This is a genomic window from Ignavibacteriota bacterium (assembly GCA_016708125.1).
Lineage (GTDB): Bacteria > Bacteroidota > Ignavibacteria > Ignavibacteriales > Melioribacteraceae.
On record JADJGF010000001.1, the window covers coordinates 2,984,093 to 2,998,256 of the forward strand.

The following is a 14,164-nucleotide window of genomic DNA, read 5'->3' on the forward strand; positions in this document are numbered from 1 at the left end:
AATATTGAAATAGATAATTTTCCATTCCTATTAAAAGGAGGCTTTATAGAATAATTTTTTACGTTAATTAAAATTCTCATTTATTTAGGCTTTTCGTACAATTTGAAGTTAGAGAATAAAAATAAAAAAAAGATATTTAGTGCATTTCTGGTATTATTAATTTTATCAGCTTTTGCTTTTATATTTGCCTCAAAAAATAATATTCATACAAATTTGGATTATGAAAAAATAAATCTGAATTTTGATGAATTATTAACAAACCAGCCAAATCAATTTTCGAAAGTTGCAGATTCTACAAATATTTTTGATTCCGATACAACAAGATTTGACTCATTAAAAATGTCAAATATGAAATATGATTCAACTAAATTTGATTCGATGAAACTTGATTCAACTTATAGGTTGAAAAATTTTAAATATGTTAGAACCGACGATCAATTCTTAAAACTTAAACCAGATAGAAAAATTGGTTTTTTTGCTTATCCATCCGAAAGATTTATAAAAAGAACAGTTGAATTGGATTCCACCGGAAGTTTTGTAATAATTAGAGAATTTATTGCAAATAGCGAAGTGAGATTGCCGTTAAAAATTCCTTTAGATGAATATGTAAAAATGCGGTTAGAAAATGTTGAAAGAAGTTCTTGGGAAAATATTGGCTATACTTATGAGCTTAAAGAATCCGGCGATGATTTAGGACAATTAATTAAAGACATCACAAATATTGAAATTCCTCTGCCAAGCGTTGGAATTTTAAGTATTTTCGGTCCGCCTAAAATTAGTCTAAAAATTAGCGGTGCTGTTGATATTCATGGTGCTTGGAGAAATGAAACAACAGAAGGAGTAACCGCTTCGTTATTAGGAAATACAAGAAACGAACCGGATTTTAAACAGCAAGTTCAAATTAATGTTAATGGATTAATTGGTGATAAATTAACAATTGGTGCAGATTGGAACACAGAGCGTACGTTTGAATATGAAAATCAGCTTAAACTTCAGTATAAAGGTTATAAAGATGAAATTGTGCAAAATGTTGAAGCCGGAAACGTTTCACTGCAAACTTCACCATTGGTTGGCGGAGGAGAAGCACTTTTTGGAATTAAAGCACTTTTTCAACTTGGTCCGTTTAGTTTAACTGCAATAGCGTCACAGAAAAAAAGCGAGGTTGAAGAAGTTTCTGTCTCCGGCGGAACTCAGAAAAATGAGTTTGAAATTCACGCTTATGATTATTCACAAAACCATTATTTTGTTGATTTAGATTATGCATCAACCGATCCAAATCTAAATTTATTTGAGAAATATTATGCAAATGCAAATCCGGTTGTTAGCAAATTTCATAAAATTAAAGAAATTGAAGTTTGGAAAACAACTGATCAAAGAATAGATATCAGCAACGAAAGGAAAGCAAATGCATTTATTGATCTTCCTCCAAGAGTTTCTGATACTTCTTTAGTTCCTTATGAAGATTCTTACAAACAACTTACGAATAATTCAATTCCAGGCAGAAGTATTATTGACGGAAGATTTGTAAAAATGATTGAAGGACAAGATTATGACGTTAATATTTATGCGGGATTTATAAGTTTTAGAACTCAAATAAATACTGAAGATGCTATTGCTGTTGCTTACAGAATTGAAGGTGATGATGGAATATTTGATCACTATTATGGAGAATTTCTGAAAGAGATTAATGATACTTCTTCAATAATGGTTTTAAAATTAGTAAAGCCGGAAAAACTACAGCCGGGCGGAACTTTTGCTGATGCTTGGAAATTGCAGTTAAAAAATATTTATCCGATTGGCGGACGCGATGTAAATAAAGAGGGTTTTAAATTAGATATAAATTATCAAATTGCCGGACAAGAAGCGGTTAGAGAATTAGATGGGAAAAATATTCTTGAAGAATTTGGATTAGATTTAAGTGATGAAAGCGGTGGCGGAAGTCCGGATGGAGCTTTTGATTTTGAACAAAACAGAACAATCTTAACTAAAACGGGAGAAATAATTTTCCCAAAATTGCAGCCATTCGGCAGAGATTTTCCTTTTGGTGTTGAACGTGCATATCAAGCAATATATGATACAACCGTAACTTTTGCTAAAAACGATAAAGCTCAAGATAAATTTATAATTATTGGCGAATATTCTGCGGCAGCGTCTTCTGTTTATAACATTGGATTTAACGTTGTGGAAAATTCTGTAAAAGTTACTCTTGATGGAAGAACTTTAGATGCCGGAACAGATTATAGCGTTGATTATAATATCGGTCAAGTAATTATCCGTAACCAAGATGCATTAGTTCCCGGTGCAAATCTTAAAATTACATTCGAAAAAAATGATTTATTCCAGCTTGCATCTAAAACACTTTTAGGTTTACGCGGAATTTATGATGTAAGCGAAAAAACAAAATTTGGATTTTCATATTTAAATTTAAACCAAACAACACTTAGCGATAAAGTTAGAATTGGCGAAGAGCCTTTGAATAACTCAATTTTCGGAATGGATTTTCAAACCGGAATTGAATTACCGTTTATTACAAAAGGCTTAAATTATTTAATTTCAACTAAGGAAATGTCATCTTTTAATCTTAAAGGTGAATTTGCTTATATGAGTCCTGATCCAAATACTAAAAAAAGTACAATTAAAAGTGATAATAGCCAAAGTATTGCCTACATTGATGATTTTGAAAGGTCAAAAAGAATTATTCCCGTTGGTGTTTCTTATACGGGGTGGAAAGATATCAGCATTCCGGATTCAATTAATGGAATTGGAAATCTTGAAAAATCTGAAATAATGAATTATAAAGCACAAAGTTATTGGTTTAATAGATTACCTTCATTAGTAACTGTTGATTCTATTTGGGGCGGAAGAAGAGACGTTGCAAGAAATGATGGAAATATAACTGTGCTTGATTATATTTTTAATCCTGCAAAAAGGGGAACTTATAATTATAATCCAAGGCTTGATGATAGATCAAAACTTTGGGGCGGAATGATGCGCGGACTTTCTTCCTCAGCCGGTAATTTGGTTGAAGAAAACATTGAATATATTGAATTTTGGATAGACGTTGGAAGATCATCAACCGACACAAAAATGATAATTGATCTTGGTCAAATTAGTGAAGATATAATTCCCAATAACGAATTTAACACAGAAGACAAACAGCCCTATAATGATATTCTTGAAGACAATGAAGATCTTGGTTTGGATGGTTTAGCTGATGCAGAAGAAATTGCATTATTTGGTGATGTTGATGGAAACGGAGATCCGAGTAATGATAATTTTAAATTTTCCCTCGGATCACTTGACTATTCAACAATTAATGGTACGGAAGGCAACGGAAGATTAAGCGATGCCGGAAGACTGCCTGATACTGAAGATCTTAAAAATAAAAATTATGGCGTTGATAAAGTTAACAGTTATTTTAGATATGAAATTCCATTAGATACTTCGAAGTTAAACAATCCTTACATAAGCGGAATTGGAGAAAAAAATTGGAGACAATTTAGAATTCCTTTACGACAAGCAACAAGCAAAATTGGTAATCCAACTTTAACAATTGTTGAAGCAATTAGAGTTTGGATAAACGGAGCTAATGAACCATTGAGAATCAGATTTGCTGAAATGAATTTGGTTGGTAATCAATGGCAGAAAGTTATCATTCCGGGCAAAGTAAGTGAAAATGATACAACATTGGAAATTGCAACTATAAATTTTGAAGATGATCCAAATTATCTAAGTCCGCCCGGCGTTCAAAGGGAACGAGACAGAACACAAACCGAAGAAGTTGTTTATAAAAATGAGCAAGCATTAAAATTGACAATCAACAAACTTCAAGACGGAGATACGCGAGAAATAGTTAAATATTTATTCAAACCTCTTGATGTTTTTGATTATAAAGAAATGAAATTATTTATACGCGGTGATCAAAGTGATTTGCCCGGTTCAATTTCATTTTACGAAAATGAAGATAGTTATGGTTCAGAAGTATATTTTAGATTTGGAACTGATACCTCAAACTTTTATGAATATCGTCAGCCGGTAACAAAAGGTGATCCTCTAAAAAATGGATGGAGTGAAATTTCAATTTCGTTTGATAAATTAACTGCAATAAAACAAGGAAGGGAAGACGTAACACAATTTTATTCTCAAAGTATTGATGAGTTACCAGGTCATACGCGCGGAGTTAAAGGAAATCCTTCATTAACGAAAATAAATTATTTCTCATTTGGAATTAAAAATCCTAATAATAAAGGTATTTCTACCGGAGATGTTTCCGGCGAATTGTGGGTAAATGAATTGAGAGTTTTAGGTGCTGATGATACTCCGGGCTGGGCATATAGCGGATCAACACAATTTAAGTTTGCAGATTTATTAACAGTAAGTTTAAATGCAAGTAAAACTGATCCCTATTTTCATAAATTAAGCCAGAGATTTGGATCCAGAGTAGATAACTCAAGTTGGAGCGGATCAGTAAATCTGGATGTTCTAAAATTTATTCCATGGAATTTAACCGGAAGCAGCTTAAGTGTAAATTATGCAAGATCAGAATCAATTTCTAAACCATTGTATCTTCCCGGAACGGATATAAATGTTGATGAAGCGGTAAGATTAGAAGTTGATAAACAAAAGGAAGCGGGTTTAACTGAAAAACAAGCTGAGAATATTGCAGAAGAAACAATTAGAAAGACCTCTCAATCATTAAATATTTCTGATACTTGGTCGCTATCAAGTATAAAATTTAAAATCCCAAGCAAGAGCTGGTATATTGAAGATATAATAAATAATCTTCAGTTTTCATTCAGCTTTAATAAATCTTATAGCAGAAATCCGCAAATGATTTTTTCAAACGGCTGGCAATGGAATGGAAGCGGTAAGTACTCCTTAAATTTTAGTAAAGAAAATTATATTTTCGCTGCTGATATTCCTATAATTGGAAGTTTTGTTGAACTATTTAAAGATTACAAAAATGCTAAAATTTATTTTTCACCTCAAACATTTAGTACTGGTTTATCTGCATCAAGAAGAAATTCCTCAAGCTTAAGCCGCCAGGAAAGTGCCGCAATGAATACTCAGCGGGATTTTACTGCAAAAAGAGATTTTGGTTTTAACTGGAAATTTACAGAAGGCGGATTATTAAATTTAGGTGTTGCATACAATGTAAATGTTGCATCGTCTTTTGCTCACTTACTTGCTTATGATGATATTGGTCGTTCTGAAAGTGATATTTGGAGAGATATTATTAATGGGCAATATTTCGGCAAAGATTATAGTTACGCACAAAGTTTTAATTTGAAGACTGAGCCTAAACTTCCGCAAATTTGGGATTTGAATAAATATTTAAATATCACACTTGGATATACTAATTCTTATAATTGGCAAAATAATTTTAAGCAGGATACTTTAGGAAGAAGCGGCGGATTTTCTAATAATATACGTGCTGGATTAAGCATAAAGCTAAAATCCTTAACTGCCCCATTATTTATGGAAGAAAAAGTTGTCGGCGCTGCTTCTGCTAATGCTAAACAAAGGGGAAATCCAAGAAAACCGGCAAACGTTAAAAATATTAGTGAAGATTCTGTTGAAGAAGAAAAAACTGAACAAGTTTCAGCAGATAAAAATGATGAATTGGAAGATAAAACAGAAAATGCAGATTCAGTTCAAGCCGAACCAAAAGAACCGATATTTTCAATAGCATTAAATTATCTTAAACTTGCATCAAAATGGTTATTCTTTGATTATGAAAATATTAGTATGGATTTCTCTCAATCAGTTTCTGCAAGCGGTAGCGGAATTAAAGCCCGAGGAACCGGATTTACAAATTTTTGGGGATTGCAGTCAATTGATGAAAACGGACCATCGCGCGCATTTATGCTTGGCTTAAGCAGAAATATTGGTAAGCGTGCACCAAACGGAAATTTATCGGATAATTTTTCCGAAAAGAATTCTTTGGATTTTAAAACTTCCCGACCTTTATGGGAAGGCGCAACTGTAAGCTTAAACTGGAATGTTGGCTGGGGAATGAATAGAACTACAAGAATCACTACAGATGAATTTGGAAACGTTGAAATTAATGATGTTACATCAACCGGAACTTTAGATAAATCTTTTATGTATTTACCGATTTTCTTCTCAAAAGCCGGAATTATTGAAGTTAATAGAATTTATCAAGCTGACAAAAATAAAAATATTGCAAAAGCTTTTGAAGACGGATTTGAAAGTATTCCTATCTTAGAAAATATTCCTATACTTAATGAATTTTCAAAATTTATCCCAAGGGCAAATTGGAGATTAGATTGGCGAGGTCTCGAAAAATTTGAATTCATAAAAGGAATTGCTAAATCAGTTTCTTTAAATCATGCATATTCTTCATCATATACAGAAGGCTGGAAAGTCGATCCGGATGGAAAAAAACAAACTCAAACACAAAGAATTAATTATGGATTTGCTCCTTTACTCGGAATGAATGTAACGTTCGATAATATTTGGGATGGGAATTTAACCGGCGCCGTTAAATATTCTACAAAATCAAGTTTTGATCTTGGAATTACTACAAGAAATATTACTGAATCATTTTCGAGAGATATTAACGTTACAGCAAGTTTTTCAAAATCCGGATTTTCGCTTCCGTTATTTGGTTTGGATTTGAAAAATGATATTGAAATGTCATTATCCTACACAAGTGCGCAAAATTCTGTTGTAATTTTTGAAATGGATAAAGAAGATTTTGACGAAGACGGAAAACCGCAAGACGGAACAACAAGAACAATAATTGAACCGAGAATAAAATATACTTTAAGTTCAAAAGTAACACTCTCAATTTTCTATAAACGAACTGCAGTTGAACCGGAAGGAGCGTCAAGAATTCCGCCGACTACAACAAATGAAGCCGGTTTAGATGTGCACATTGCCATTCAATAATTAATAAAAATTAAAATGAAAAAATATAAAATTCTGTGGGTTGATGATGAGATCGAAATGCTTCGTTCTCATATTTTATTTTTGAACGAAAAAGGTTACGATGTAAGCACAGTTACAAATGGAAAAGATGCAATTTCCGAAATTAAAAACAGAGAATATGATTTAATCTTTTTGGATGAAATGATGCCCGGAATGGGCGGATTGGAAACACTTTCAATCATTAAAGAATTGAAACCAAATATTCCGGTTGTAATGGTTACTAAAAGTGAAGAAGAATCATTAATGAATGATGCAATCGGAAGTAAAATAACCGATTACCTAATAAAATCGGTTGTTCCATCGCAAATATTAATGGTTTGTAAAAAAATTCTTGATGGAAAAAAAATCTCCGGTGAATATGTTACAAAAGATTATTTGGAAGATTTCAGCAAAATTTCAAGACGACTTTTAGACGATTTGGATTTTGATGATTGGATAGATATAAATCTCAAAATGGTAAATTGGGATATGGAGCTTGACAGTCATAGAGAAGTTGGTTTACAGCAAACTTTGTTAGAGCAAAAGAAAGAATGCAATCAAGAATTTTCAAAATATGTTGAAAAAAATTATGAACATTGGATTCATAATAAAGGCGAAGAAAATGTTCCGCTTTTAACTACCGATATTGTAGAACAATTTGTAATTCCTCATTTAGAAAGTGCCGAAGGTCCGGTTTTTTTATTTGTTCTCGATTGCCTGCGTTTAGATCAATGGCTGCTTATGGAAAAACATTTGCTGGAATATTTCTCAATAGAGAAAGATTACTATTATTCAATTTTACCAACTGCAACTCCTTATGCAAGAAATTCATTATTCAGCGGATTGTATCCTTCGGAAATTGAAAATTATTATCCTGATTTGTGGCAAGAAAATAAAGATGATGAAAGAAGTCAGAATAAATATGAAAAAGAATTGCTCCAATTTTTACTTGATCGAAAGCGAATAAAATTAGATAATGAATTGAAGTATATGAAAATTATTGATCCGGATGTGGGAAGATCATTTGAGCAAAATATTGTTTCGCATAAACGAACTCACTTTATGGCAGTTGTTGTAAATTTTCTTGATATGCTTGTACACGGAAGATCGGATTCCGAACTTATAAAAGAAATTGCTCCAAACGAAGCTGCATTTCGGTCGCTTACAAATAGCTGGTTTCAACATTCTTCTTTATTCGGAACTTTTAGAAATATTGCAAATATGAACAAAGCAAAAATTATTGTTACCACAGATCACGGAAGTATAATAACAAGAAGAGCAGCAAAAGTTTTTGCCGATAGAGAAACTTCTAAAAATCTTAGATTTAAATTTGGCAAAAATTTAAAAGTAGATCCAAAATTTGCAATGCAAATTAACAATCCCAATAAATTTAAATTACCAAAACGCGGTGTTACGGGTAGTTATATTATTGCAAAAGAAGATTATTATTTTATTTATCCGACTGAATACCACAAGTATTTAAATCATTACAAAGACACTTTCCAGCATGGCGGAATTTCAATGGAAGAAATGATTTTGCCTGTAATTACAATGGAGAGCAAAGTTTAATTGAAAACTTTAATCCAAAAAGAAATTCATAATCTATTTGAATTGGATAAAATTGCGTTTGAAATTTCAAACATTATTAAAAATGGTGATGTAATTTTACTTGAGGGAAATTTAGGAAGCGGCAAAACTACTTTGGTAAAATCTATTTGTTTAAATTACGGAATAGAAAATGTTGTTAGTCCATCTTTCGCAATTGTGAACGAATATTTTGGCAAAGTTCAAATTTATCATTTTGATTTTTATAGAATAAAAAAAGCTGAAGAACTTTACGATATTGGTTTTCATGATTATTTGAATAATGAAGATTCAGTAAAATTTATTGAGTGGGCGGAACTCTTTCCAGAAATTTTACCGAAGAATTTTATTAAAATAATTATCAAACAAAATGAAAATGATGTTAGGAAAATTGTAGTAATTCGAAATGAATAAAATGGAAACTGATCAAAAAATTCTTGCTATTGAAACTTCAAACGAATTGTGCAGCGCTGCAATTTATTTTGATCAAAATAATTTTGACGAAAGAAATATTTTATTAAAACATGTTCATTCGGAAAAGTTAATTCCAACAATTGAAGAATTACTAAACTCAAATAAAATTTCTACAAAAGATTTAACAAGTGTTGCGGTTTCAATTGGTCCGGGTTCATTTACCGGATTGAGAATTGGATTAACAGCCGCAAAAGCAATTGCGTTTGCATCAAATTTGCCAATAATTCCCGTTCCGACTTTTTCCGCATTAGCTTTAGAAATTGCTGATTATATTAAAATAGATTCCGAATTTTATATAATAAACAACGCAAATATTGAGGAATGTTATTTTGCAAAATTTAAAAACTATAAGTTTGGTACAATGGAATTTAATAATCCGGAATTAACTTTAAAGAAAGATTTAATAAATTTAATTGAAGAAGATTCGCTAATTTTTGGCAATCTAAAAAACATTGAAAACATAAAATTTATAAGTTCGCCAAGAGCTTCTTATATTGGAAAATGGGCTTATTTATTTGGCAGAGATTTATTAACTTTTGAGTACGATTTTCTTGAACCAAATTATTTAAAAGATTTTAAGATTAAGAGAGTACAATGAAAAAATTATTAGTTGCAGCAATTATTTTAATTATAAATATTTCTGTTAACGCGCAATTTTCAAAACCAAAGATTTCTGCATTAAGCAGCGAATTTAATTTTGGTGATGTTAAAGAAGGCGAAATTCTTACTCATAAATTTGTTATACAAAATACCGGCGGGGAAATTTTACAAATTGCAAAAGTAAAAGCTTCTTGCGGATGCACAGCAGCAAAGCCATCAAAAAATGATATCAAACCGAATGATACAACTACAATTAGTGTTCGTTTTGATACAAATAGAAGAATGGGAAAACAGCAAAAGTATGTTTACATTATTAGTAATGATCCGGAAAATCCTCAGTTCAGATTATCATTTACCGCAAATATAATTTCCGGAAATGCGATTAGTCCTCTTTCTCAGCCCGAATTAAAACTTTCAAAATACACTCATAATTTTGGAAATGTTAAAGAAGGAAAAGTTTTAAAAATTGGCATAAATGTTTCAAATTCCGGAACAAGCAATTTGGAAATTAAAAATATAAAATCATCTTGCGATTGTGCAACAGCATTAATGAGTAATAAAAAATTATTACCAAATGAAAATTCCGAATTGAAAATTGAATTTAATACCAAAAATTTATCCGGACAAATTGCAAGAACTGTAACTTTATTTTCAAATGATCCTAAAAATCCATCGCAAGTTTTAACACTAATTGCGAATATCGAAAAGGAATAAAATAGATGGCATGGTTTAAAAGATCCAAACAAAATATTTCTCCCGAAAGTAAAAAGTTAGATGTACCGGACGGGCAATGGATAAAATGTGAAAAGTGCGGAGAAATTATTTACGCGCGCCAATTAGAAATGAATGCGTGGGTTTGCTTTAAATGCGATCATCATTTTAGAATTAATAGTGATGAATATATTTCTATTTTGTTTGATAATGGCTCTTTTAAAGAACTTGATAAAAAAATGAAATCCGCCGATCCTCTTAAATTTGAAGATACAAAATCATACAAAGATAGAATTACGGAAACAATAAAAAAAACCGGATTGAACGATGCCGTAAAAACGGGTTTGGGAACAATTAACGGAAAGAAAGTAAGTTTTGCATGTATGGATTTTAAATTTATTGGCGGAAGTATGGGCTCTGTAGTTGGAGAAAAAATTGCACGCGCAATTGATAAAGCTTACGAAAATAAAATTCCGATGATAATAATTTCTCAAAGCGGCGGTGCAAGAATGATGGAAGGCGCTTTATCGTTAATGCAAATGGCAAAAACCAGCAGCAGATTGGCGCGTTTAGCAGATGCCGGATTACCATACATTTCAATTTTAGCTGATCCAACAACCGGCGGAACAACTGCAAGTTATGCAATGCTCGGCGATGTAATTATTGCAGAACCAAAAGCTTTAATTGGATTTGCCGGACCGCGTGTAATTAAACAAACAATCGGAAAAGATTTGCCAAAAGGTTTTCAACGATCCGAATTTTTACTTGAAAACGGATTTGTGGATTCTATAGTTCATCGTAAAGATTTGAAGGAAAAAATCTCTCAGTTAATTGGGTATATGAATTAGATTTTTAAAAGGAATAAATATTTATTTCTGATTTTTCGCGGCAATTTTCTTTAAAATCGAAATTGTAAAATCAACTTCTGCTTCATTATTTTCTACAGTAAACGAAAATCTCAAAGTTCCTTTTGCATATTCAATAGTTTTCCCTCTTTCTAAAATTACATGAGAAGGTTTTAAAGTTCCCGAAGTGCAAGCTGAACCGGATGATGCGGCAATTCCAGTAATATCTAAAAACATTAAAATTGATTCTGAATCATTTTTATAATATTCCGGATTGAAAGTTATACTCAAAATATAAGGTGAGAAATTCTCAAAACTGTTTATTAAAATTTTATCTGCAAAATTTAATTTTAGTTGTTCAATAAAATAATTTTTTAATTCACTCACTTTTTCAAAATTATTATTCATTTTTACTTTTGCAATTCTTACAGCTTCTGCAAAACCAACAATTCCCGCAACATTTTCTGTCCCGGCTCTTCTGTTTCTTTCTTGTCCGCCGCCAAGAATAAATGATTCTAAAGGCGTTCCACTTTTTACATAAGCAATTCCTATTCCTTTTGGTCCATTTATTTTATGTGCGGAAGCCGAAAGTGCATGAATCTCAAATTCATTTACATCAATTTTTATTTTCCCAAAACTTTGAACTGCATCAGTGTGGATATAAATATTTTTCGTTTCCAATTTTGTAAAATCAAAAATACTTCCGGTTTCATTATTAAGATGAATTAAAGAAATCAATGTAGTTTCAGAATTAATTTCACTTTTTATTTGATTTAAATTTGGGAGAAATTTTTCATCAATATTTATAAAAGTTGGATTATAATTTTCCTTCCCTAATTTTTTAAAAGTATTTAAAATAGAATGATGTTCACCTTTTGAAGTAATTATTTTATTTCTTCCACTTTCCAGAAATTCAGTTTTAGCAATTCCATTAATTATAAAATTATTTGCTTCGGTTCCGCCGCTTGTAAAATAAATTTCACTTGGGTCTGCATTAATAAAATTTGCAATTACTTCTCGGGATTCTTCAATCGCAACTCTGGCTTTTCTCCCAAATGAATGAATTGCGGATGCATTTCCATAATTTTCTGTTAAATACGGAAGCATCTTCTCCAAAACTTTTGGATGTAGTTTTGTTGTAGCAGCGTTATCAAAATATACATGCATAATTTTCCGATCGTAAAAATGAAAAATTGAATATGGTTTTATGGCTAAATTGCTTATAAATATTCATAGACTTCTTAAATATTCAAATTGTCATTCCCGTGAAAACGGGAATCTATCGAATTCTCACTGGATTCCCACTTTCGTGGGAATGACAAGCTCATTAATCTAATTTTTTAGAAGTTGCATTCATTTAATTAGTGTAAAATTGTTGTGAATAAAAAAATTAAATAATAAAAACCACATAAAACCAAAATTTCCAAAAATATAAATTCGATTCCCAACTATTACTTTCTTAAATATTTCAACAAATTTTTGTTATTAGAATTTTTAATATTGAGAATTGTTTGATTTTTGTAATTTGCTTTTTGGGATTTCAAACATTTTTCTATAACAATTTTTTTAATATTAAAATTATTTTTAAGCTTATTTTACTGAAATATCTCCGCTTGTTATTTTTTCTAATTTATCACCAATTTTCAAAATCATAAAACCGTTTGCATCTATATCATAAAAAATCCCGTGTAAAATTTGATTATTTGAATCGATTGTAATATGTTCGCCGATCATTCTGCATTTATCGCGCCACTCATTTAAAATTCTTTTTGAGTTAGTTTTTAGTTCAATCAAATTCATTTCAAAATTATTTAGGATTTCGCTTAATAAACGTTCGCGAGAAATTTCTTTTTTTACTTCAAATTTTAATGAAGTTGGTTTGATTTTGTACTCGCCTTCAAACTTTGTTTGGTTTACATTTATTCCAATTCCAATAATTAATTTTTCAAGTTTTGCACCATTGTAAGTTGATTCAAGTAAAATTCCACTTAACTTTTTATTTTTTACTAAAATATCATTCGGCCATTTCAATTCAGTTTTCAACTGAAAAAGATTTTCAATTGAATTTGCAACAGCTAAAGACGCCGCCAAATTTATGTGATTGAGGTTAACTTTATCTAATTTTTTATTAAGCAAAATTGAAAATGTAAGATTTTGACTTTTTGTGCTAAACCATTTTCTGTTAAGCCGCCCTTTTCCATCAATCTGAAATTCACTTAAAAGTACAGTTCCATTTTCTAAATTTTCACTTTCCGTGTTCAAATATTCATTTGTTGAATTAACTTCTTCAACATAAATAAAATTTCTTCCTATAAAACTTGTTTCTAATTTTAAATCAAACTCTTCAATGTTAAACATAGTTCCTCCATTTATATACGACAAATTGACATTCATTCAGCCAAAAATGAAAATATCACGCCAATATTTCTGTTATATGTCAATATGGCAAAATTGTAAAAATTTCCAAAAATCAATTAACTCATTTAATTACAATAAGTTATGCAAAAAATAATTTTTGGCACATAATCTGTTTACTAAATAACAAAAATAATTCAAAAATAAAAAGGAGAAATTAACATGACACTTTTAAGATTTGAACCAATGAGAGATTTTGATCATTTAGCAAACCGTTTTCAAAGATTCTTTGATGAATTTCCGGGTTTTACAGAAATTGAAAAAGATAATTTTTCACCGAGAATAGATATTTCTGAAAATGAAAAAAACATAATTGTCGATGCTGAAATTCCGGGTGTTAAAAAAGAAAATTTAAAAATCACATTGCAAGATAACATTTTAACAATTGAAGGTGAAAAGAAAAAAGTTTCCGAAGAAAAAGAAAAAAATTATTACCGTGAAGAAAGATCTTACGGGAAATTTAAAAGAAGTTTCACATTGCCGGTAGAAGTTGATTCAAATAATGTTGAAGCAAAATTTGATAACGGAATGCTTGCAATCAAATTGAATAAACTTGAACCGAAAGTTGCAAAAGAAAGAATTATTGAGCTAAACTAAATAAG

The 14,164-nt window shown here is 30.7% G+C and carries 9 protein-coding genes; 7 read left to right on the forward strand and 2 right to left on the reverse strand.

Features of this window, described 5'->3' with window-relative positions; all coding sequences use genetic code 11:
- The first annotated feature begins 102 nt into the window (after window positions 1-102).
- The 6 genes from sprA to IPH62_13010 are packed head-to-tail and all read left to right on the forward strand — an operon-like array spanning window position 103 to window position 11,150.
- Window positions 103-6,915 (forward strand): cell surface protein SprA, encoded by a 6,813-nt coding sequence (sprA, locus tag IPH62_12985; GenBank protein MBK7106190.1) that lies wholly within the window; start codon window positions 103-105, stop codon window positions 6,913-6,915.
- A 15-nt stretch (window positions 6,916-6,930) separates the two neighbouring features.
- Window positions 6,931-8,502: a bifunctional response regulator/alkaline phosphatase family protein gene (locus IPH62_12990; protein ID MBK7106191.1), complete on the forward strand. Its 1,572-nt coding sequence runs from the start codon at window positions 6,931-6,933 to the stop codon at window positions 8,500-8,502.
- Window positions 8,503-8,931 (forward strand): tRNA (adenosine(37)-N6)-threonylcarbamoyltransferase complex ATPase subunit type 1 TsaE, encoded by a 429-nt coding sequence (gene tsaE, locus IPH62_12995; GenBank protein ID MBK7106192.1) that lies wholly within the window; start codon window positions 8,503-8,505, stop codon window positions 8,929-8,931.
- A 1-nt stretch (window position 8,932) separates the two neighbouring features.
- Entirely contained in the window at window positions 8,933-9,589 is a 657-nt protein-coding gene (tsaB, locus tag IPH62_13000) for a tRNA (adenosine(37)-N6)-threonylcarbamoyltransferase complex dimerization subunit type 1 TsaB (GenBank protein ID MBK7106193.1), read from the forward strand.
- Window positions 9,586-10,305, forward strand: coding sequence for a DUF1573 domain-containing protein (locus IPH62_13005; GenBank protein ID MBK7106194.1), 720 nt, complete (start codon window positions 9,586-9,588; stop codon window positions 10,303-10,305). The genes tsaB and IPH62_13005 overlap by 4 nt, the downstream gene beginning before the upstream one ends.
- Before the next feature lie 5 nt (window positions 10,306-10,310).
- The gene (locus IPH62_13010; protein ID MBK7106195.1) at window positions 10,311-11,150 is read left to right on the forward strand and encodes an acetyl-CoA carboxylase carboxyltransferase subunit beta; all 840 of its coding nucleotides are present in this window, start codon (window positions 10,311-10,313) and stop codon (window positions 11,148-11,150) included.
- A gap of 21 nt (window positions 11,151-11,171) precedes the next feature.
- Here IPH62_13010 and IPH62_13015 read toward each other — a convergent pair whose 3' ends face one another.
- Complete coding sequence (locus IPH62_13015; protein MBK7106196.1) at window positions 11,172-12,314, reverse strand: cysteine desulfurase; 1,143 nt, start codon at window positions 12,312-12,314, stop codon at window positions 11,172-11,174.
- Window positions 12,315-12,737: 423 nt separating this feature from the next.
- The gene (locus IPH62_13020) at window positions 12,738-13,505 is read right to left on the reverse strand and encodes a biotin--[acetyl-CoA-carboxylase] ligase (GenBank protein ID MBK7106197.1); all 768 of its coding nucleotides are present in this window, start codon (window positions 13,503-13,505) and stop codon (window positions 12,738-12,740) included.
- A gap of 219 nt (window positions 13,506-13,724) precedes the next feature.
- Between IPH62_13020 and IPH62_13025 the strand changes: the two genes are divergently transcribed.
- The gene (locus IPH62_13025; protein MBK7106198.1) at window positions 13,725-14,159 is read left to right on the forward strand and encodes an Hsp20/alpha crystallin family protein; all 435 of its coding nucleotides are present in this window, start codon (window positions 13,725-13,727) and stop codon (window positions 14,157-14,159) included.
- Window positions 14,160-14,164 lie beyond the last annotated feature (5 nt).

What these genes read in the sequence shown, in the direction of transcription:
- IPH62_13010 (MBK7106195.1), top strand. Translation starts at nt 10,311, where the DNA reads ATGGCATGGTTTAAAAGATCCAAACAAAATATTTCTCCCGAAAGTAAA.
- IPH62_13025 (MBK7106198.1), top strand. Translation starts at nt 13,725, where the DNA reads ATGACACTTTTAAGATTTGAACCAATGAGAGATTTTGATCATTTAGCA.
- IPH62_13005 (MBK7106194.1), top strand. Translation starts at nt 9,586, where the DNA reads ATGAAAAAATTATTAGTTGCAGCAATTATTTTAATTATAAATATTTCT.
- IPH62_12990 (MBK7106191.1), top strand. Translation starts at nt 6,931, where the DNA reads ATGAAAAAATATAAAATTCTGTGGGTTGATGATGAGATCGAAATGCTT.
- IPH62_13015 (MBK7106196.1), bottom strand. Translation starts at nt 12,314, where the DNA reads ATGCATGTATATTTTGATAACGCTGCTACAACAAAACTACATCCAAAA.
- IPH62_13020 (MBK7106197.1), bottom strand. Translation starts at nt 13,505, where the DNA reads ATGTTTAACATTGAAGAGTTTGATTTAAAATTAGAAACAAGTTTTATA.
- tsaB (MBK7106193.1), top strand. Translation starts at nt 8,933, where the DNA reads ATGGAAACTGATCAAAAAATTCTTGCTATTGAAACTTCAAACGAATTG.